Raw genomic sequence first — 22,535 nt, 5'->3', positions numbered from 1 at the left:
GTAATCTTTCATCTTATTTATTTAATTGTTGGATAACAGATTATTTTCTAGATGGGCCCAATAGCCAGGTATTACACAATAGTACTGTATTAGTTATTCAAGGATAAAAAACTTTTAGTAGGGTATGCAGACCAGTTAATCGGAAAGTGCATACAGCTTTTACTTAAAAATATATTTATAAATCTTTTCTATCTAACTGGATTTTTAGAAATATAGCCCTTAATTTTGGATTTATTTTGACAAAGTATATTTCATAAAAGAGTTCTAGAAAATATACATTAGTAAATAATTCCCTGCCTAAAAAACCGTATTTTTGAATACTCCAAAACTGTGTCGGTCCCATGTGTCTATTATGAATAGGACGTATTTGGACACTTATAATTTTTTATAGTAAGCCTATAAGCGGAAAGGACATATATTTTACCTATGGCGTATTTGGTAATATTTAATTTAAGATAGAAAAATTCAAATAAGAAGTAGAATACAATGATTGTTAGGTAGATGCTAAGAAATATTTTACTTAAGTAAGCTATACTGGGTAAAATAATTTAATTTTATGGTTGTCATCTAACATGAAAATATAAAAGAATCATTTTAAGTATTATTACCCATGGGGATATTAGACTTTTTATATAGTGATTTAGCAATTGATTTAGGAACTGCTAACACTGTTATTATTAGTAAAGGTAAAATTGTTGTAGATGAGCCTTCTATCATAGCTATAGATAAGAATACCAATAAAGTCGTTGCTATTGGTAGAGAAGCTATGCAGATGCACGAAAAGACTCATGAAAATATTAAAACTATTAAACCATTAAAGGATGGGGTAATTGCTAATTACCAAGCTGCCGAATTAATGATTCGGGGTATGATAAAAATGGTTAACAATAACAAATGGAAATTGTTTAATCCACTATTTCATAGAATGGTAATTTGCATTCCTTCTGGAATTACGGATGTTGAAAAAAGAGCTGTAAAAGATTCTGCCGAACATACAGGTGCTAAGGAAGTATATATGATTTATGAACCCATAGCAGCAGCTATTGGTATTGGCATTAATATAGAAGAGCCCATGGGCTCAATGATTGTTGATATTGGAGGCGGAACAACGGAAATTGCTGTTATCTCTCTTGCTGGTATAATAGGTAATCAATCTATTAGAGTTGCAGGGGATGTATTTAATACAGATATTCTGGAGTATATGCGTAAACAGCATAATCTGCTTATAGGAGAAAGGACTTCAGAAAAAATAAAGATTGCAGTAGGAGCCGCACAAAAAGATATCGATAATCCACCAGATGATTTTGAAGTGCGTGGTAGAGACTTGATGTCAGGTATACCTAAAGTTATAAAAGTAAATTATGAAGAAATTATACCTGCAATAGATAAATCTATTTCTAAAATAGAAGAAGCTATCTTAAAGGCATTAGAAGAATCGCCACCTGAGTTGTCTGCAGATATTTATGAGAATGGAATTTATCTAACAGGTGGAGGGGCACTATTGCGTGGATTAGATAAAAGGTTATCAAAGAAAACTAAACTTGCCGTACACATAGCAGAAAACCCGTTACAAGCTGTAGTTCGTGGCACAGGAGTTGCATTAAAGAATTTAAATGCATATAAAAGTGTACTGATAACATAATCTTAATATGGGATGATATATTTGAGGTATTGCTTATGATATGAAGAAACTATTTCGTTTTTTGTATGAATACAGAAATCTATTCACTTTTTTGGTTTTAGAATCCTTTGGCTTATCACTGGTTTTTAATCAACATTTTCATACAAAATTTAAACAAGTTAATAGTTCTAACTTATTGATAGGCAGTGTATATGAATTCTTTTCTAGCTTAAGGCAATACCCTTACCTAAAAGAGAATTATACAAAAATTTTAAATGAAAATGCTTATTTGAAAGAGCAAATTCTGCAAAATAGCATACAGGCTAATAAAATATCAGATAAGTTTAGCGAGAAACAATTTAAGTTTATTCCAGCTCAAGTAATTAACAATTCTATTACCCATACTAAAAACTATTTAACGCTTAATAAAGGTGCGTCATCTGGTATAATGCCTGGTATGGGCGTAATAGCAAAAAGTGGAATAGTAGGTAGTGTCAAGTCAGTGTCTGAACATTTTGCCACTGTCGCTTCTTTGCTTCATACAGATATACTTGTATCGGCCAAACTTATACCTTCCAATGTAATAGGAACAATACATTGGTGTGGCTACAATCCATTACAATTACAACTGTTATATATTCCCCGGCATTTAAAGGTTGAAGTAGGAGATAAAGTGGTTACTTCAGGTTATGATGCTACTTTTCATACAGATATACCTATAGGAGCAGTAAGTCGGGTAGAACTAAATAAAGAATCACTATTTTATGATATTTTGGTAGACATAAGTACTGACTTTAGTACATTACAACATGTGTATGTGCTTGAAAATAATTTAAGAGTAGAAAAAGAATCTTTAGAAGATGTTACTAGAGCATACTATGATTAAAAAAAGCACATGGTTGAGGTATTTTGCTAATTTTATAGCATACATCAGTCTACAGATTCTTATTGGACAAGCTAGTATGCACTTTTACAAATCAACTTGCTTTGTTTATATTGGATTTCTTTTGTCCTTACCCTGGTATAAAACCACGCTGATATTTCAATTATTATTAGGCTTTTTTGTAGGGCTTATTATAGATGCTTTTTACGATAGTTTGGGTATACACGCGTTCGCTGCTGTATTATTAATTTATTGCAGAAACTTGTTACTACACCTATTGCCTCCTATTGCTGTAAATGATTATGAGTATGCTACCAAACCATCTTTATATAGTATGGGATTTAAGAAATTCTCTATATATGTGCTTTTCCTTACTGTTATATACCATATAACAGTATTTTGCTTGGATGCATGGAATTTTGTTTCTTTCTTTAGCGTATTGCCCCCAGTATTTATAAATGTTGTTTCAAGCTATTTTGTGATTTGTACTTTTCAAATTATTTCTGCCTTAGTAAGTAATACTTCTATTCGTTAAGGTATAATATGTGTATATGTATTTATCTAGAAATTATATTATTCAAATAATTTTTATACTTGCTGGATTTACTTTTATAATAAAGCTTTTCTTTATACAAGTTGTCAATACTGAGTATAGTATCGCAGCAGAAAAGAATATTGTACAAAGAATAGAAGAGTGTCCTTATAGAGGCATAATTTATGATAGAAATAAACAGCTTTTAGTGTACAATAATCCTGTTTATGATTTAATGGTGATTCCCAAGGCAGTAAAAAACTTAGAGATACTTTCCTTCTGCCAAGCTTTTAATATTTCCACTTCAGAATTTACAAATGCATTAAACAGAGCTAAGCGCTATTCACATATACGGCCATCGGTATTTATTAAAAATATAGATCATAATGATTTTGCAGCCATACATACCAAACTGTCTGATTACTTAGGGTTTTATATTAGAGCCCGTACAGTACGTAAGTACCCACAGGCAATACTTGCTAATACACTAGGATATGTAGGAGAAATAAATATAGCTCAGCTGCTTGCTGATACTTCACAATACTATAAACAAGGTGATTTGATAGGGATAAGCGGGCTAGAAGCAAAGTATGAAACTTTATTAAGGGGTAAAAGGGGAGTTAAATATAAGATCACAGATGCTAGGGGGCAGGAAAAAGGTGCTTTTAAAGAGGGAACATTAGATATTTTATCTGTTCCAGGGCAAGATCTTATTAGTACAATAGATGTTTCGTTACAGCTATATGGTGAGACGCTAATGAAAAATAAGATTGGTAGTATAGTAGCTATCGAACCTACTACAGGAGAAGTGTTGGCTATAGTATCTAGTCCATCTTATGACCCTAATTTATTAACTTCAAAAAATTTAAGTAATAATTTTGCTGCTTTAGAAAGAGATAGCTTCGCACCACTGTTTCACAGGCCTATTATGGCTATGTATCCGCCTGGTTCCATCTTTAAGCTGGTTCAAGCTTTGATTGCTTTGCAAGAAGAGGTAGTACAACCTAGTATGGTATATTCATGTAATAAAAAAATTGTGAATTGCCATTCTCACCCTTCACCTACCAATTTACACCAAGCTATACAGTTTTCCTGTAATCCATATTTTTATCATGTATTTAAAAGTATTGTTAATCAGCATATTGTTAAAGATACCTATGAGGATACACGGATAGGGCTCAATAAATGGTTGAACTATGTTCGTCAATTTGGATTAGGGAAACAGCTAGGTATAGATCTGCCACATGAAAAGAGTGGATACTTACCAGATGTAAGCTTTTATGATGCACGCTATGGAGCGAAAAGATGGAAAGCTTCTACTATTCGTTCTTTAGATATTGGACAAGGTGAAATGTTAGTAACACCACTTCAAATGGCTAACTTGGCAGCTATAATGGCCAATAGAGGACACTATTATACCCCACATCTTATAAAAACAATTGAAGGGCAAACTATTTCTGCTGAGAAGCATGTAATACAAATTGAGAAAAAGCATTTTGATTTTGCAGTTAATGCCATGCGTGATGTGATTGACTCTAGTACCGCTTGGAGAGCTAAAATAAAAAATGTGGTTGTCTGTGGAAAAACAGGTACTGTTGAAAATCCTCATGGAGAAGATCATGCTGTTTTTATGGGCTTTGCTCCTTTAGAAACTCCTAAAATAGCTATTGCAGTCTATGTTGAAAATGCAGGCTGGGGTGCAAGAGCAGCAGCTGCTATTGCTGGTTTGATGTTAGAAAAGTATCTTATGGGCCAAGTAACACGTAAGTCTATAGAGGATTATGTGTTAAAAGGAGATTTTACACATTAAAATGGAAAAAAGTATATGGGCTAAATATGATTGGTTACTGCTATTTATCTATATAGCATTAGTAATATTTGGCTGGATTAATTTATATGCAGTTGGTTATGAGAAGGGAGTAACTACTGCGAGTTTGTTTGACTTTTCTACAAGCACAGGAAAACAGTTCTTATGGATAGTTGGTGCCAGCATTTTATTTGTATTCTCCCTGTTTTTTGATACACAATTCTATCGCTCGTTAGCATATATTTTTTATGCCTTATCAATAGTACTCTTAGCAGCCACTCTGGTTTGGGGCGTAAAAGTAGGTGGACACAGCTCCTGGTTTCAGTGGCGTGGTATACAATTACAGCCTACTGAATTTGTAAAACTTACTTGTGCATTGGCAGTAGCCAAGCGACTTGATAATATTGCTGCTAAGCTTAATCAATTGAAAACCCAGTTAGGTGTATTGCTGCTAATCTGTGTTCCAATTAGTTTTATTTTATTACAAGGAGATGTAGGCTCTGCTTTGGTATTTAGTGTCTTTATAGTTGTACTTTATAGAGAAGGATTCTCTCTTATTATATTGTTAGTAGGAATAGGTTTAGTTGCCATTTTTGTTCTAAACGTATTGCTACCTAGCACTTATCTAGTCATCAGTGCACTTGGAATAGGGCTTATGTTGATAGGCATTGGGAAAAAGAATGCTAAAAGAATTTTTATAATATCATCTATAACGCTGGCTATTATAGGTTTAGTAGAGGTTTTTGATTGGGTAGAAAAGCGGGTATTAAAGCCACATCATCAACATAGATTAAAAGTACTTGTTGATCCTAATGCCGATCCTTTAGGTATTGGTTGGAATGTGACACAATCTAAAATAGCTATTGGTTCTGGAGGACTTTGGGGGAAGGGATTTTTAAAGGGTACACAAACCAAATATGGTTTTGTACCTGAGCAACGTAAAGACTTTATCTTTTGTACTATTGGAGAAGAGTATGGTTGGCTAGGCACTTCTATATTTATTATTGTCTTTATGGCATTGGTATTAAGAACCTTGTATATAGCAGAAAGGCAACGCATTCGATTTGCTAGAGTTTATGGCTATGGAGTAGCTTCTATACTTTTCTTTCACTTTTTTGTCAATGTGGGTATGACTATAGGGGTATTACCAGTAATTGGCATACCTTTGCCTTTCATCAGTTATGGAGGCTCTTCCTTATGGGCTTTCTCAATGATGTTATTTATCCTGATTAAGTTTGATTCGGAACGGAACCAATATGTTTCTTGGAGAAGTGTGGCAATAGATTTAGAATAAAAGCAAAGAATATGCAACGTACTATAATTGCTGCTAACTGGAAAATGAATAAAAATTTTCAGGAAGGATTACAGTTAGCTAAAGAAATAACACAATTTATACAGGCTGAGCCCCTAGCTGGTGCACAGATTATACTGTTTCCTTCGTTTATACATTTAGAGGGGATCAGTAAGCTATTGACACCAGAGGTCAAATTGCATTTAGGAGCACAAAATTGTCATGACCAGATTGCTGGGGCTTTTACAGGTGAAGTATCCGCAGCTATGCTTGCTTCTATAGATGTTCGATATGTGTTGGTAGGGCATAGCGAGCGAAGGCAAAATTTTGCAGAGGATAATGATTTGATAGCTAAGAAAATTGATGCCATATTGAGTTGTAAGCTACAGCCTGTCTTCTGTTGTGGTGAACCTTTATCAGTAAGGGAAAGTAACCAGCATTATGCTTTTATTGAGCAACAGATTGCCGAAAGCCTATTTCATCTTACGCCTGATGAGTTACAACAAGTAATTATTGCTTATGAGCCTATCTGGGCTATTGGAACTGGATTGATCCCCAGCTTAGCGGAAATAGAAGAGATGCAGCAGACAATCAGGAATATTTTAAAGAAACAATACAATACTGTCTTAGCAGATAATATGGCTATTTTATATGGAGGAAGCTGTAATGCGTCGAATATAACAAAACTTATTAGCTTGCCTGGAATAAATGGTGTGCTTATAGGGGGGGCATCCTTGCATTTTAAAGAATTTATACATATATTAAGGTCTCTATAAGGAGAATTTAAAAGTGTTTAATTATGAACGATTCTGTAAAAAAAATGCAAAAAAGTAGCATAATTTTGCGTAATTTACGCGAAATATTTCTTCATGAACTAGCTAACTCATTTGGCAATATTTTGGTTACTGTTACAAGCTTGTATATCTGTGATAAGACTAGGGTAGTAAAGGTTTATGTAAGCTTTATGCCAAGCCAGAATGGTCCTAGAATGATCAAAGAACTTGAAAAACATAAAAGTAAAATTAGAGGGTTACTAGGCAAACGGTTAGCTAATAAGCTACGTAGCATCCCTGAATTAAAATTTCATTTAGACAATTCTATTGAACGTGCTTACCATATTGAAAAGTTATTGAATGGGTTTGAAGTTTCGCTTACTAAAGCAAGCATAAGCGTATAATTGCAAAGAATAATAAAATAAGCATAATCAATAATATAGAGGAGGGTATTCTTTTGAGATTAGTTGTATGGTAATTCGTTGATTGATAAAAGGCAACCTTACAGAGTTAAGCACTTATTCATAAAAAGTTTATGCAATTGTATATGTTAGTCCAAAAGATAGTCGATCGCTTCATTAAAGTCTATGAGGGTGAACTCTATTATGGCAGCATAACAAATTAAGCTATGGATAGAGATACATTTATATGTCTAGCCAAAAGAAAATTAATGTTTTTAGCTAAAAAAATAGCACTCATATATCTAGCTTCAGCTAACTGATAAGCATAAAAGCCTCTATATACTAACTATAAAGTATAGACTTACTGTTTGGTTGTCAAGTAAAATGAGTTTTTTGGTATTTATAATGGGTATATACATGTGAGCGCCTATAGAGATAGAAAATAAGAATTAAAAATAGCTTTGTCATTTAAACTAATAACCATAAGTGGTTGTTAACTTCTTCTATAATCTTGACATATTTCTTAAAAGAATAAGCATGCAGCTATAACTTATTTAGAAAGATTTCATTGTTAACAATAATAAACTTCTTCTAGTCCTACAAATCTAGCCATAAAACTTCTTGGAATATAGATAGAATTAGTTTTCAAAAGGCGCCTAATCTCAAGCATATATATAAGGAAAGATATTAAAGTATGCTAGGCATGCATATTATAGCACCACAAAACAATAGCTTGCTAAAAATGCTCTAAAAAATTACCTTGCGTTTCTTTATCGTAATTATTAAACTTTCTGCAAAAGATAATGTGAAACTCTTCTTGTTAAGCGAGTCGGCTTATCTGGTCTTTAAAATCCTTTCTTAAGTATTTCTGCAATGGTAATAGGTTTATTTTGCTGATTACCTCATCAGCAAAAGACTCTAATAGCATATGCTTTGCTAAGCCTTCAGGAATACCGCGCGATTGCAAGTAAAATAATTGAGATTCATCTAGTTGTCCTATAGTAGCTCCATGAGAACATTTTACATCATCGGCCCAAATCTCTAATTGAGGCTTGGTATGTATAGTTGCCTGGTCGGAAAGTAGTATGTTATTATTCGCTTGAAAAGCATTGGTTTTTTGTGCTTCAGGTTGTACGTAAATTCTTCCATTAAATACACCTGTAGCATTACCCCCTATAATTCCCTTATAAAGTTCATTGCTTGCGGTATGCGGTTGTTGATGGTCTACTAGGGTATGGTTATCGATATGCTGGGTGTTGTTAAGGCAATATAAACCGTACATATTGGCTTCTGCATGCGATGCTTGGATAACTATATGCAGGTTATTTCTAATTAGCATCCCATCCCAGCTAAATGCATAATTATTAACCACACTATGCTCAGCTTGGTAATAGTGTATGTTGTTGATTTGGCATGCATTACCTAATTGTGTTTGTAAAGTATAGCAGTCTAGTTGCGTGTAGGGACCAACTATGATATCAGTAACGGCATTGGTGAATCCTTCATTCTCTCCTAGTGTATGCCAACTATTAATTATACTAAGCTGGCTATTCTTACCAGTAACTATGAGGAGCCTTGGATAACTAATGGCTTTCTGAGTAGCGGCATCAGTTATATTATAGATATGCAACGTTTTATCGAGCACTACATTATCAGGAATATAAATCATTATACCCGTTTTAAAGAGTGCTGTATTGATAAATGTAAAAATGTCTAGCTTATCAGATGCACATTGGTCAAAATGTTTCATCAATAAGTCTGGGTGTTGAGTATAGGCTTCATCAAAGGTATATACCTGAAAGGAGGGATGTAGCAAGTTGATAGGTGTGTATCTTTTACTAATCATACCATTAACCAATACAATAGGATAACTATCAAAGCTCTGTTGTAATAGTGCCTCAATTTCTTCAGACGGCTCGTCTAAAGCAATCGGTACATCACTTAGATTAAACTTCTCTGATAAGACTGATGTAATAGGTGTATTTTTATAGGCTTCTGTTTTTGCATGTGGTAGTCCCAATTTCTGAAAAGTACGATATGCCTCTTGCTGTACTTTTTGCCAATCGTGGGTTGTTGATAAGCTACTGATATGTCTTGAAAAAGCTTCTTGCAGCTGTGTAAAGACTGTTGTTGTATGCATACTGGTTGGGAAATGGTTTACTAAACAGTGGTTTCTTTGAGCCAATCATATCCTTTCGCTTCGAGTTCTTTAGCTAGTTCTTTAAAGCCTGACTTCACGATTTTACCTTTATACAGTACATGTACAAAATCAGGCACAATAAAATCTAATAGTCGCTGGTAATGGGTAATAACAATGGTGGCATTATCAGGCGTTTTAAGTTGATTAATACCGAATGCTACTGTTTTAAGTGCATCGATATCCAATCCTGAATCTGTCTCATCTAAGATAGATAAGGAAGGCGATAACATAGCCATCTGCAATATCTCATTTCTTTTCTTTTCTCCTCCTGAAAAGCCCTCATTGAGTGTCCTGTGAAGTAGCTCTTTATCGATATTAACCAACCTAGCTTTTTCCTTGAGTATTTTTAGAAATTCTACTGCATCCAATGGTTCTTGCCCTCTGTGCTTTCTGATCTGGTTAACAGCTGTTTTTAGGAAGTTGGTATTGCTAACACCCGGTATTTCTACTGGGTACTGAAATGCTAAAAATAAACCTGCTGCAGCACGTTCTTCAGGTGCTAAAGAAAGCAAGTCTTGTCCGTTAAAATTAACATCTCCTGCTGTAACTGTATAGCCTGGTTTTCCTGCTAATATAGAGGCTAAAGTACTCTTTCCAGACCCATTAGGGCCCATAATAGCATGGACTTCTCCTGCTTGTACAGTTAAATTAATTCCTCTTAATATTTCTTGTCCTTCTACACTGGCATGAAGGTTATTGATAACTAACATCTTTTACGTTTATTTCATGGTACACAATTGCAAAAGTACGACCAAAATCTATAACAGCATGTGTATTACAGAAAGTAATTCCCAAATCCATGCACAGAAATGTTACTGAATAAGTCTTAATTATTACTTATCCGTGACTATATACAAAAGGTTTGTAGTATATTTTTTCATGCTTTAAAACGAGTATTATTTATGTGTAGCTAGTAATAACGTTGGTTTTCCTGAGTAAAAAATATTTGTAGGTGCTAAAATAAATACTTCACTAATCCAAACGCAATCAAAACAGCAGAAGAAGTGGCTATTAAACCCGGCAACATAAAACTATGATTTAGTATATATTTACCGATACGTGTTGTCCCTGTGCTATCTAAATTGGTTGCTGCTAGAAGAGTAGGGTAGTTAGGAATAAAGAATAATCCATTTACAGCTGGTACAGCAGCTAATAAAGTAAGCGCTGGAATACCTAATGTTAGTCCTAAAGGTATCAAAGCTCGGATGGTTGCTGTTTGGCTTACCAGTAATATAGACATACAGAAAAGTATAATGCTAAATTGCCAAGGATGTTTTAGAATTTGTGCTTGTACAAGTTCCATAATCTGTGCTTGGTTGGCATTAACGAATGTATCGCCTAGCCAAGATATACCCAAGATAGAGATAACAGCTTGGATGCCTCCTGTAAAGACACTTGCTTTAGTAATTTCAGTAGGCTTTAGTTTACAAATCAATACTATGAGTGCTGCTATGCTAAGCATCATAATAGCAATAACAATAGACATATCCATAGGAATCAGTTTTCCACTCTTTTCCCAGCTAGGACGTAACCCTTTAAAAGCACCTAATAATATGATAAATAAGATGCCTACTCCAAATAGGATTACCGATAGTTTGGCTGAAGTAGTAACTTTAGACAGAGGAGTTGATACATTGTTATGATTTGTTTCTTGGCTTGTCTTTAAAAATTCAGCATAACCAGGCTCTTCACTTAATTCTTTACCTGTCTTATTGATAACCAAGGTGGTGATAAGCATACCACCTAAAGTAGCAGGTATTAATATACACAACATGTCTAGCAACTCTATGCCATGCGGTGCTAACAAACCAATTAAAATAGCTGTTGGGGCAGAGATAGGACTAGCCATAGCTGCTTGCTGGGCAGCAATAACACTAGTTGTTAAGGGACGTTCGGGTCTGATACCTGTTTCTTTAGCAACAGTTGCTATAATCGGTAGTATCGAGTAGATAATATGGCCAGTTCCCACTAAAAATGTAAATATATAAGTAATTAGGGGGGCAATAAAAGTAATTCTATGCGGGTATTTTTTAATAGCTTTCTCTGCCAAACTACTTAAATAACCTAATCCACCGGCAGCTTCTAAGGTACCAGCTGCTGTAATAACGGATGTAATAATTAATAAGACACAAAAAGGAGGTTCTGTAGGTTGTAAATGGAAAAAGAACGCTAAGATAGCTAATCCCAAACCGCCCATAATACCTAGGCTAATACCTTTTAATCGTGTACCAATAATAATGGCTGATAGTACAACTATAACTTGTAACCAGATCACTTGAATTGTTATTATATTGTTATGTAAATTTTCTAAACCTCACAGCCTTATATCCCTAATTTATTATTAACTAATACCTAGGTTATTTGATGGCTCTTTATCTGTGATGCGCGAAGCTACCACTATTTTGTTATACTTGCTATAACTTCGATTATCTTTTTATGTAAATCATAATTAACAACTTTAAGTCTCATTCAGTAGCTTTGTTATAAACATCTTGCAGAAGCTTGTATTTTTACTTAGAATCCGAGAAAAGCACGCAAATTAGATATTGATGATTATAACACAACGTACTATGCCTGACATGGCTCTGTCAGAAAAGATATTCATGATATTAGCTAGCATTTTTATAACCTCGCTTATGCTTACCAATGTTATTGCAGGTAAGTATTTTAAATTTTTTGGATTGCCTTTATCTTGTAGTACTTTAGTATATCCATTCACCTTTGTAGTAACAGATATTGTTTCAGAAGTATATGGCCTACATCGTGCTAGGCTACTTGTATTAGCTGGCTTTATAGTAAGTATTGTAGTTACTATGCTAGTATGGATAGCTAATCAACTGCCTATTGCTCCAACATCGCCTATAGATGCTGCTGCATTTAGCCAACTATTTGGGCTTTTCCCTGGTGTTGTATTAGGATCTATGATTGGTTATTTAACGGCTCAATTTATAGATGTACAAATCTTTGAGTACTTAAGAATTATTACTAAAAACAAACATCTTTGGGTTAGAAATAACTTTTCTACACTAGCTAGTCAGCTAGTTGATACGATTATTGTAGTAACAATTGCTTGGGTCATATGGCCTATAATTGATGGTAATACAGCCACACAACCTATTGGATGGCAGGTATGGAGTAAAATTGTAATGGGCCAATATCTTTTTAAGGGCTTACTAGCACTATTAGATACACCATTTGTTTATGTTAGCACTTACTTGATTGAAAAGTGGATTGGTATACAGCGTAGTTAAAGTATAATTGAATAGATATGCTACTAGAACAGTTTAGGGTGCAACAACCTTCTTTATCAGAACGGATATATGTAATATTGGTTGGTCTTTTTCTAGGTGTATTGTTGCTAACTAACATTATTACCAGCAAGTATATTACTATTGGGCACTTAACTCTTACAGCAGGTGCTATTACTTATCCCTTTACCTTTTCTTTGTTAGATATCATTTCCGAAGCATATGGAAAAAACAAGGCAAAAATGGTGATCTGGATGGGATTAATGGCCAGCCTATTTATGACTTTTATAACGTACTTAGCAAATATCATCCCTATATATGAACATTCTCCAGTACCTCAATCTGCATTTCAACTAGTGTTTGGATTTACGCCAGGTATTGTCCTAGGATCTATGGTCGCATATATGATAGCACAATTGATAGATGTTTATTTATTCGAGTTAATCCGGCGTGTAACAAAAGGTAAGTATTTATGGCTTAGAAATAATATTTCTACATTAGTTGGACAACTTTTTGATACAGCGATTTTTGCGGGTATAGCTTGGATGATTTGGCCTTTATTAGGGCTAACGCAAGGTATTGAACCTATATCCTGGAATACTTGGTATCAGATCACCATCAATGAGTATATGTTTAAAGTGTTTTTCTCCTTTATTAATATACCACTTGTTTATATAGGCGTTTATTTGGTTAAGCGTTATATAAAAGTCTGATATTATACTTGTCCTGAAATATCAAAAACTCTGTAAATAATCCTACTTACAGACAACCGGCAAGTCTTAGGATAACTCTATTACTTACCTAAGATTTGATGGCTCTATATAAATACTTTTAAGTAACCTTGTATAGCCATTGTATCTGGATATGTGGATATTGGGCTATACAAGGAAGATATAATTCATTTGGCTACTATTTCTTTCCTTTATGGCTAGCAGAGGCCTTGATAGCATCTTGAAAGCGCTTTTTAAAAGAGCCCTCTTTATTATTTGCTGATTTCTCCTTATTCTTAGCCAGCTTTGCCTTGATTTTATCCTCGTTTACAAACCTTTTTATAAGCGCTTGCTGTGCAAAAGTAAATAGGTTAGAGACAAAATAGTAGAAACTTAAACCAGCAGGGAAACTGTTAAGAATAAACATAAATGTAATAGGCAATAAGTAAGACATTGTCTTCATAGGCCCTTGTGGTGTATTAACTTGATTGCTAGACCAGGTATATAGGATGGTAGAAGCTGTCATCAACAAAGTAAATAAACTTACATGGCTTCCATAAAAGGGTATTTGAAAGGGTAAGTTGATAATAGCATCATAGGTTGATAAATCAGGAGCCCACAAAAAAGCTTTTTGTCGTAAGTCTATAGCATTGGGGAAAAAATTAAACATTGCTAATAGGATAGGCATTTGTAATAATACAGGTATACAGCCGCTTAGCGGATTGATTCCCATTTCCCTATAAAGCTTTACTTGTTCCATCTGCACGCTTTGCATATCGTTTCCGTATTTAGCTTTTAAGGCGTCTAAGGTGGGTTTTAGCACCTTCATTTCAGCCATAGAAATATAGGATTTGTAAGAAAGCGGGAGTAACAAGAGCTTAATGAAAATGACAAGTATAAGTATAACTAAGCCATAATTACTTACATACTTTTCTATAAATGAAAATATAGGGATGATAAGATATAAATTGATCCACTTAACAATGGGCCAGCCTAAAGGTAAATTTTTAGAAAAACCTTGAGCAAAGCTGTTTAAATCCTTATAAGTATTAGGTCCAAAATAAAATCTAAATGTACCCTTTTGAATCGGTTGTAAATTGTTAGAAGCTAAACTTACCGTAGTGTATGCTTCTTTAACAAATTTGTCAGGCTGTGTAGTCGGTTTTAATAAAATATTGCCTGATTCGAAAGGTTGGTCTGTAAAAATGCCTGCAGTAAAGAACCTCTGCTTAATGGCTAACCATTGGATAGGGGTTTGTATAGTTTGTTCTTCTTTTTGCTCTGTATGTTCTTTTAAATGCTTGAAAGTTTTGTTGGCTAAGTAGTAGTTAATAGTAGTTTTATTCCGGCAAGCTTGTACATCTTTTTCGGCTCTTTTAATAAAATCATGCCATACAAAGTCTATTTTACCTTGATCTATATAATTTTCTGTTCCTACAAATTCCCAATTTTGTGTGAGCGCATAACCTTCGCTAGGTAGAGTATAAACTTGCTGTAAGTATTGGTTAGGCTCTCCTAAAGGAATCATAAAAGTAACTTTTCCTATAGATGCTTGTTGTATGTACTGATCAGTATCATCTGTATTAAAAAAGAGTGTATTCGTATTAATTGATGCTTGATTGGAAGTGAACTGAAAACCCATGTTAGTGGATTGCTCATCTAGGAGTTTAAGAGGCTTGCCTAAATAATCTTTGTATTGTTTAAGTATAACTTCCTTTACCTTAGCTCCATGTGAACTTAAAGTTACTCGAATATCTTTATTTTCTAATATGATGTCTTTGGTTACACCTTGAGTAGCTTTAGCAAAAATCCCGGTTTGTAAATTTAGCGTAGCCTCCGAGGTTTGTAGTTGTATATTGGAAGTATTATGAGCTACTTCTTGAGTAGTAGTTTGTTGGGATGTCTTTGGTAATTTATTATCAAAAAAATGCGTATATACAATGAGTAGGATAGATATAAGTATTAGACCGATAAGTTTATTTTTATCCATAAATTAAGTGTTAATTAAGTTTTAGTGCATAAAGCATATACGCTGGTTCTTAGTAAGTACTAATTCCAGGCAACCAATATTTATTAGCGTTATAAAAATTAAAGTCAAAGTTAGCGTCTACCTGTTAACTTTCAAATAGTTGCTAAGAGTTCTATAATATTATATAACTGCTATTTATTAATGAGAAAGTTAAAAATAGATATTGTTTTGTATAATAAATAATAAAACTTACTTGTTTTAAATTGTATGTTGCATATAGGTAATTGCAATTAGACTGTCAGATTAACCGTTACCCATTTGCCTTATACTATTTTATTTCAAACCCAAGCTGTCAAGATAAGGCTATATTGATAAGTTTCTCTCTTGTCTTATTATGTCTGTCAGCTTAAATTTTTAAATATAAACTAGTGCAGGTTGCTTCTATTTAAGATGTGCTATATTGCTAAAGTACATCCCTCGCCTTTAATAGCTACATAAAAAGTAGTCCCTAGCTATCTGGAAATTACTTCTCAATGGTAAAGTAAGTACTATGATTTTTTATAAACTTAGTTTACATATTGCACTTTTTTAAGTAAAGGTACTGATTTATTTCCCTAATACTGCTAAACTTAACTTTCCTAGCTTTCTGCTTATGGCTCCTAACCACAAATTCTTAGCAAGTGGTACAAAGAAATTTAATATTTTATTGGCTATATGCTTTTGTTTGGCAATAGAAGAGTGTCCACTAATAGTACGCATATTATGTAACCTATCTGCCAGTTTTAGATAGGCTGCTCGTTCATCTTCATAGTTAATCAAGCGATAAATATTTTCATGGTCTTGTAGGCTTACCCTTCGTAGTTCATCTTCTAGGTTGGTCACTTTATCTACAATAAAAGCTACTTTTTTACCAAACATAATCTCTATTTGGAGAAGTGAAAGGCTTGTATCTTCGACGGTGTCATATAATAAAGCTCCTAAAATCGCATCTTGATCTTGTGAGTAGTCTAACACAATTAAAGCTACCTGTATAGGGTGAGTAAAGAAGGGGTCACTTAATTTTCTTTTTACTCCTGCATGATACTTCTTGATGATATGGAGTGCTTTTTCTATGGCCTTTTCATCTATTAGAACTGCTGCGAAAAAGGTTGACAAAGAAGATAAAAAGGGTTAAGATGTAATTCTTATTATATAAAAGGAATAAGTATGCATTTAACGTACACCAGGATAAGCAAACATCCCTATAACTTTAGAAGAATAACTGGCTTGAGACTAGAAACCTTTGAGCAATTAGTTTTAAAAGTAAGGCCTGTATTTGAAGAGCTAGAATCAAGCAAGCTGCGCCATGGTAGGATGAGTCATTTACCTACCTTGGAAGATAAATTGCTCTGTGTACTCATGTATTATCGCACTTATATTAGCCATGTGTTTTTAGGCTATTTGTTTAACTTACACAACGCTAACATATGCCGCTTGTTAAGAAAAATGGAGCCATTACTAGCTAAGAAGATTAGCATTAAAAAAGATCGCAGCTTAACCTCAGATAAGGTATTGCGCATATTAGCAGATGTGAGTGAACAGCCTACGCAAAGGCCTAGTAAAAAGCAAAAGAAATCATATTCAGGCAAGAAAAAGCGACATACTATAAAAACAGAGATAGTGATGTGAGAAGATGGAAAGATACTCTCTGTATCCAAATCTCATAAAGGAAAAGAGCATGACTTTAAAATCCGTAAAGGAGAAAAACTCTTACCTAAAGAAAGCTTAAAGCTAGCAGATAGTGGTTATCAAGGCTGGCAAAAGCTACAGAGCAATGTCATGATTCCCTATAAAAAGAGCCGTAAGCGGCCATTAACCAAGGAGCAGAAAGAACATAACAGAAAGCTATCCTCCATACGCATGAAGGTAGAGCATAAGATAAGAGAGATCAAGGTGTTTAAGATTATGTCAGAAGTTTACCGTAACTTTCAGAACAAATATAACCTACGCTTTAATATTATAGCGGGTATGATAAACTTCAAGCATGCTTTTTAACAAATAGCATCGCTACTGGCAAGATCCTCTCTCTGTTTTATTCAAATTCCTACTCTATTTTATCTCTTTCGCAGCAGCTCTATTTCTGTTCCTTTTATTTTATCGAAAAGTTCATTATTAGATCATAATACATCTCATTTATACTATTTCCCTCTCTTATACCTAATTTTACATATTCTTTTAATTGTTGACCCGGCCCAGTTATCTCTTATTTTTCCATGAAGGGTAAGTATATAAATTTAGCCCACATTGATTTTATCTGCCTAAGCTGCCTTATCTAAACAGTTCTCTCAATTTAGCACGCTTCTCATGCTATAAAAGTTATTTCTTTACATTCATAGTATGCTATCTGGCCATTTTCTTTTTGTACTACCAATCTACCTATGGCATCTACCCCTTGTATAACTCCCTGAAAATAACCCGCCTTATCTTGAAAAGTTCTTTGTTCATATACCCAATAAAGGGCTGCTAGATAGTCTTTCTGTAAAATATCTATTTCTCCTTGTGCAAGAAGAACATATTCAGTTTGGATAGTATCAGTAAGTTGTGTAAGTAAGCTAGATAAATTAAATTCGTGGCCACATACTAGAGAGAGTGAGGTTATATTTGTTAAGCTAAAAGTTGTTTGATTAATGTTGAGGCCAATGCCTATAATTGAAGTTTTAATTTTATTTTGGTTGATTAGATTTTCAATAAGTACACCACCTATTTTCTTGTTTTGGTAATAGATGTCATTGGGCCATTTAACAAATAACCCATTAGGTATATATGTATTTAAGGTTTTATAAATGCTAATTGCTGTAAGCATATTGAGCAAAAAACTATTTTGAATCATTACCCAAGTAGGATATAGTATTAATGAAAAAGTAAGATTTTTGTAAGGCTCGCTTGTCCAGGTATTGGCTCGCTGGCCTCTGCCATTAGTTTGGTTGTCTGTAATGATTACAGTACCTTCAGGTACATTTTCAGCCGAGAGTAGTTTCATGGCTTCGGTATTTGTTGAGCCACAAGTAGCTTTATAGATAATATTTTCTCCAACAAATGACATAAGGTTACTAAATTTATTTATTAATTTTCCACTTTTAAATAGTTGTTTGAATAACAAAAATTTATGCCCCAAGTTAAAAGAAAAAATGAAACAAAGGTTGACCTTGTTACAGCAATTGTAGAAGGTATGCAGGATAAGAAAGCTCAAGATATAAGTGTATTAAACTTAAAGAAAATAGGTAGTGCGGTAGCCAGTTACTTTATATTATGTACAGGCCAGGCAAGCACCCAGATAGAAGCAATTGCAGAAGGGATTATGGAGGCAGCTTATGAGAAATCAGGGCAACGACCTTGGAGAAAGGAGGGGTTTGCTAATAGAGAATGGATCTTGCTAGATTATGTTGATATAGTAGTACATATATTTCATCGAGATAAAAGAGACTTATATGGTCTAGACATGTTATGGGGTGATGCAGAGATAACTCATTTTTGAGCTTCAACCCTTATTTATTATTTATAGTGAAAATATATTAGTTGACAATAAAAACGTTATTATGAAGGTAGGTAAAGACAAATTGCCCCAAAAATCTAAATCTCAAATTTGGTCCATCATTACATTACTCATTGTAGTCATAGGGATATTGTATATAGGTAAATCAAAAACGGCAATTCCTATTTCTGAGCATAGGTTTGAAACGCTTATGCTAAATAAGGACGTAAAGCAAGTTGTATTGGTTACTAATCAGAATTTAGTAGAGGTAACACTTAAAGAAGAAGCTTTTTTAAAAGAGCCTTACAAATCTGAATTAGAAAATCGTTTTTCATTTTATATAGAACAAGCGCCACATTACACTTTTAAAGTACCTTCTCCTAAAATATTTAACGATAATTTTAAGGAGATAGAAGCAAAGCTTTCTCCTGAAGATCGGATTGGGTATGTTTCTAAGGAACGTACCGATTTTATAGCAATTATATTTAATTTTGGTAGCTTTTTATTGCTGATGGTAGCTTTCTGGTTGCTGATGCGTAGAATGAGTGGTGGAGCAGGACCAGGTAGCCAGATTTTTAACATAGGTAAATCAAAGGCAGCGCTTTTTGACGCTGAAAATCGAGTAAAAGTTACTTTTAATGATGTAGCAGGCTTACAGGAAGCTAAGGAAGAAATTAAAGAAATTGTAGAATTTCTTAAAGAACCTACTAAGTTCACAAGGTTAGGAGGTAAAATACCTAAAGGCGCCTTGTTAATAGGCCCTCCAGGTACTGGGAAAACCTTGCTAGCAAAAGCTGTTGCTGGTGAAGCAGGGGTGCCTTTTTTTTCTATTTCAGGTTCTGACTTTGTAGAAATGTTTGTAGGGGTAGGCGCTGCACGCGTAAGAGACCTTTTTAAACAGGCCAAAGAAAAGGCACCTGCTATTATCTTTATTGATGAAATAGATGCTGTTGGAAGGTCTAGAGGAAAGGGGTCTATGCCAGGGGGTAACGATGAGCGTGAAAATACGCTGAACTCACTGTTGGTAGAAATGGATGGTTTTGGAACTAATTCAGGTATTATCATTTTAGCAGCTACTAACAGACCAGATGTATTAGATCCTGCCCTACTTCGTCCAGGCCGTTTTGATCGACAGATAAGCATTGACAAGCCAGATATTGCTGATAGGGAAGCAATACTTAAGGTGCATATGAAAAATTTAAAGCTCGATAAAGAAGTAGATGTTAAGAAATTAGCTGCACAGACTCCTGGTTTTGCCGGGGCTGAACTGGCTAACGTAAGCAATGAAGCAGCTTTAATTGCCGCTAGGAAAAATAAGAATTCTGTAGATATGCAAGATTTCCAAGATGCTATTGATCGGGTTATTGGCGGATTGGAAAAGAAGAATAAAATTATATCACCACAAGAAAAACGTATTGTTGCTTATCATGAAGCAGGCCATGCCGTTGCTGGTTGGTTTTTAGAGCATGCCGATCCTTTGTTAAAGGTAACTATTGTACCTAGGGGTGTGGCTGCATTGGGCTATGCACAGTATTTGCCTAAAGAACAATTCTTGTATCAGAAAGAACAGTTGATAGACACTATGTGTACTGCACTAGGAGGTAGGGCTGCAGAAGAGCTGATTTTTAAAAAGATTTCTACTGGTGCTCTTAATGATTTGGAGCGGGTTACTAAAATGGCCTATAGTATGATTACTGTATATGGAATGAATGAGAAGTTAGGCAACATCTCTTTTCATGACCAAGGTCAACCAGAATATGTTTTTAGTAAACCTTATTCAGAGAACACTGCACAGACTATTGATGAAGAGGTTCGTATAATGGTTGATAGTGCTTATAAGCGGACTAGAAAACTGTTATGGAATAAAAGAAAACAGTTAGAGCGCGTTGCTGAAGAGCTATTGAAAAAAGAGGTTATTTTCCAACAGGATTTAGAAAGGCTAATTGGACCAAGGCCTTATCCTATGCACGATACTACTTTAGATAAAATACCAGTAGCAAGCAATGGTGCTGAAGCAAAGCCTAGGTATATACCAAATAAGAATAGGTATAATAGAAATAGAAAGCCTGTTACAGCGGATAAGCAGAATAATAACAACAACCAAGAGCAACAAGCTAAAGAATCAACGCAGCAAGATTAAACATCTAGATCTAGCAATAATACTTAATGTAAACGACTTGCATTAATGAGTTGAGTGGATGTGGATAGTTGTTGTGTAGTTAGATTGTTTGTCTTTTAGAGTATAGATTGTTGTTGCCATAAAGTACAGAAATTGTAGTTGACCAGATATTATGGATAAGCAATCTTCCTACCAAAAAATAGTATTTGATGATGAGTATTTTATGCGTATAGCCCTACAAGAGGCTATGAAAGCGTATGAGGTAAATGAAATCCCAGTAGGGGCAGTAGTCGTTAGCAATAACCGTATTATTGCTAAAGCACATAATCAAGTAGAAAAGTTAAAAGATGCTACAGCGCATGCTGAAATGCTGGCGCTTTCTTCTGCATTTAGCTATATAGGCGGTAAGTATTTGCCAGACTGTACCTTATATGTAACACTGGAGCCTTGCCTGATGTGTGCTAGTGCAACTTTTTGGTCTAAATTATCTAGAATTGTTTTTTCAGCAAGTGATATAAGGCTTGGTTATAGGACATTTGGCACTAATGTTCTACATCCTAAAACGAAAATAGATGCTGGAATACTAGAGCAAGAAAGTCAAAAAGTTTTACAGTCCTTTTTTGCGAAATTAAGGGAATAATTGTAGTTTCACTTAAGAATTGGCTTATATATTTTTGAATATCATTCTAATTTTTAACAGAAAAAATATAAACAACTATGGCTTTTGAATTACCAACGCTTCCGTATGCACCTGAGGCATTAGAGCCACATATAGATGCTACAACCATGCAATTGCACCATGCTAAGCATCACCAAGCTTATTTAGATAAATTTAATAAAGCTATAGAGGGCACTGACCTAGCAGCAAGATCAATAGAAGATATTCTTAAAAATGTAAGTAATTATAGTGTGGTAGTAAGAAATAATGGAGGAGGATACTATAATCATAATCTATTTTGGCCTATGCTTACACCCAATGGTGGAGGAGAACCTACAGGTGCAATAGTAGATGCGATCAATCAAAAATTCCAAGGCTTTGCTCAATTCAAAGAAGCTTTTGCCCAAGCTGCACTAGAACAATTTGGCTCTGGATGGGCTTGGTTATGCAAGGATATTACAGGCGAGCTATTTATCTGTTCTACTGCCAACCAAGATAATCCGATTATGGATATAGTGGAAGAAGGGTCTAGAGGAATTCCTGTACTAGGGTTAGATGTTTGGGAACACGGCTATTACCTTAAATATCAAAATAGAAGGGCTGAATATATAGATGCTTTTTGGAATATAGTTAACTGGGAAGAAGTAAATAAAAGGTTTCAGGCACCTATGCCTTAAAGGGTGTGTTATGAGCTATATTATAATGTAACTAGTTATTTATGGTTTGTACATTATAATAGCACTTTGTAAAAATCTTCCGGAACTGTTAATATGGCCACATTTTAAGGGTTAAGATTTAGTTCCGGAATTACT

At 34.3% G+C, this 22,535-nt stretch carries 18 protein-coding genes and 1 pseudogene; 13 read left to right on the top strand and 6 right to left on the bottom strand.

What is annotated here, in order from left to right; all coding sequences use genetic code 11:
- The first annotated feature begins 610 nt into the window (after positions 1–610).
- The 6 genes from AASI_RS01230 to rbfA all read left to right on the top strand — a co-directional run bounded on the left by AASI_RS01230 (position 611) and on the right by rbfA (position 7,311).
- A complete protein-coding gene (locus tag AASI_RS01230) occupies positions 611–1,642 on the top strand; it encodes a rod shape-determining protein (protein WP_012472450.1) in 1,032 nt (343 codons plus the stop codon).
- Between the two features lie 40 nt (positions 1,643–1,682).
- A complete protein-coding gene (gene mreC / locus AASI_RS01225) occupies positions 1,683–2,507 on the top strand; it encodes a rod shape-determining protein MreC (RefSeq protein ID WP_044282720.1) in 825 nt (274 codons plus the stop codon).
- A gap of 548 nt (positions 2,508–3,055) precedes the next feature.
- Complete coding sequence (locus AASI_RS01215; protein ID WP_012472447.1) at positions 3,056–4,846, top strand: peptidoglycan D,D-transpeptidase FtsI family protein; 1,791 nt, start codon at positions 3,056–3,058, stop codon at positions 4,844–4,846.
- Position 4,847: 1 nt separating this feature from the next.
- A complete protein-coding gene (gene rodA, locus AASI_RS01210; RefSeq protein ID WP_012472446.1) occupies positions 4,848–6,137 on the top strand; it encodes a rod shape-determining protein RodA in 1,290 nt (429 codons plus the stop codon).
- An 11-nt stretch (positions 6,138–6,148) separates the two neighbouring features.
- Positions 6,149–6,910, top strand: coding sequence for a triose-phosphate isomerase (tpiA, locus tag AASI_RS01205; protein ID WP_044282719.1), 762 nt, complete (start codon positions 6,149–6,151; stop codon positions 6,908–6,910).
- 23 nt (positions 6,911–6,933) lie between these two features.
- Positions 6,934–7,311 carry a 30S ribosome-binding factor RbfA gene (gene rbfA / locus AASI_RS01200; RefSeq protein ID WP_012472444.1) on the top strand — a complete coding sequence of 126 codons (378 nt, stop codon included), beginning with the start codon at positions 6,934–6,936 and terminating at the stop codon, positions 7,309–7,311.
- 817 nt (positions 7,312–8,128) lie between these two features.
- Here rbfA and sufD read toward each other — a convergent pair.
- The 3 genes from sufD to AASI_RS01185 form a co-directional block, all read right to left on the bottom strand.
- Positions 8,129–9,448 (bottom strand): Fe-S cluster assembly protein SufD, encoded by a 1,320-nt coding sequence (gene sufD, locus AASI_RS01195; RefSeq protein ID WP_012472443.1) that lies wholly within the window; start codon positions 9,446–9,448, stop codon positions 8,129–8,131.
- Between the two features lie 20 nt (positions 9,449–9,468).
- Positions 9,469–10,218 carry a Fe-S cluster assembly ATPase SufC gene (gene sufC / locus AASI_RS01190; protein WP_012472442.1) on the bottom strand — a complete coding sequence of 250 codons (750 nt, stop codon included), beginning with the start codon at positions 10,216–10,218 and terminating at the stop codon, positions 9,469–9,471.
- A 245-nt stretch (positions 10,219–10,463) separates the two neighbouring features.
- Complete coding sequence (locus AASI_RS01185; protein WP_012472441.1) at positions 10,464–11,783, bottom strand: anaerobic C4-dicarboxylate transporter family protein; 1,320 nt, start codon at positions 11,781–11,783, stop codon at positions 10,464–10,466.
- A 274-nt stretch (positions 11,784–12,057) separates the two neighbouring features.
- Between AASI_RS01185 and AASI_RS01180 the strand changes: the two genes are divergently transcribed.
- Positions 12,058–12,759: a queuosine precursor transporter gene (locus AASI_RS01180; protein ID WP_012472440.1), complete on the top strand. Its 702-nt coding sequence runs from the start codon at positions 12,058–12,060 to the stop codon at positions 12,757–12,759.
- A gap of 17 nt (positions 12,760–12,776) precedes the next feature.
- The gene (locus tag AASI_RS01175) at positions 12,777–13,469 is read left to right on the top strand and encodes a queuosine precursor transporter (RefSeq protein ID WP_012472439.1); all 693 of its coding nucleotides are present in this window, start codon (positions 12,777–12,779) and stop codon (positions 13,467–13,469) included.
- Between the two features lie 196 nt (positions 13,470–13,665).
- On the opposite strand, the gene yidC is transcribed toward AASI_RS01175, so the two are convergent.
- Positions 13,666–15,456, bottom strand: a complete 1,791-nt coding sequence (yidC, locus tag AASI_RS01170; RefSeq protein WP_012472438.1) for a membrane protein insertase YidC — start codon at positions 15,454–15,456, stop codon at positions 13,666–13,668.
- 585 nt (positions 15,457–16,041) lie between these two features.
- Positions 16,042–16,590, bottom strand: a complete 549-nt coding sequence (locus AASI_RS01165; RefSeq protein WP_012472437.1) for an HD domain-containing protein — start codon at positions 16,588–16,590, stop codon at positions 16,042–16,044.
- Positions 16,591–16,641: 51 nt separating this feature from the next.
- Between AASI_RS01165 and AASI_RS07855 the strand changes: the two are divergent.
- A pseudogene (locus AASI_RS07855) lies at positions 16,642–17,469 on the top strand (transposase family protein).
- Positions 17,470–17,776: 307 nt separating this feature from the next.
- Here the strand turns inward: AASI_RS07855 and AASI_RS01150 are convergent.
- Positions 17,777–18,517, bottom strand: a complete 741-nt coding sequence (locus AASI_RS01150) for a biotin--[acetyl-CoA-carboxylase] ligase (protein ID WP_044282938.1) — start codon at positions 18,515–18,517, stop codon at positions 17,777–17,779.
- A 63-nt stretch (positions 18,518–18,580) separates the two neighbouring features.
- Between AASI_RS01150 and rsfS the strand changes: the two genes are divergently transcribed.
- From rsfS to AASI_RS01130, 4 genes are all read left to right on the top strand, one after another.
- Positions 18,581–18,949 carry a ribosome silencing factor gene (gene rsfS, locus AASI_RS01145; protein WP_012472435.1) on the top strand — a complete coding sequence of 123 codons (369 nt, stop codon included), beginning with the start codon at positions 18,581–18,583 and terminating at the stop codon, positions 18,947–18,949.
- A 61-nt stretch (positions 18,950–19,010) separates the two neighbouring features.
- Positions 19,011–21,086, top strand: a complete 2,076-nt coding sequence (gene ftsH, locus AASI_RS01140; protein ID WP_012472434.1) for an ATP-dependent zinc metalloprotease FtsH — start codon at positions 19,011–19,013, stop codon at positions 21,084–21,086.
- 151 nt (positions 21,087–21,237) lie between these two features.
- Positions 21,238–21,705, top strand: coding sequence for a nucleoside deaminase (locus AASI_RS01135; RefSeq protein ID WP_012472433.1), 468 nt, complete (start codon positions 21,238–21,240; stop codon positions 21,703–21,705).
- 77 nt (positions 21,706–21,782) lie between these two features.
- Positions 21,783–22,400, top strand: coding sequence for a superoxide dismutase (locus AASI_RS01130; protein ID WP_012472432.1), 618 nt, complete (start codon positions 21,783–21,785; stop codon positions 22,398–22,400).
- The last annotated feature ends 135 nt before the right edge of the window (positions 22,401–22,535 follow it).

The organism is Candidatus Amoebophilus asiaticus 5a2, from assembly GCF_000020565.1.
Lineage (GTDB): Bacteria > Bacteroidota > Bacteroidia > Cytophagales > Amoebophilaceae > Amoebophilus > Amoebophilus asiaticus.
This window is presented reverse-complemented; position numbering and strand designations above follow the sequence as displayed.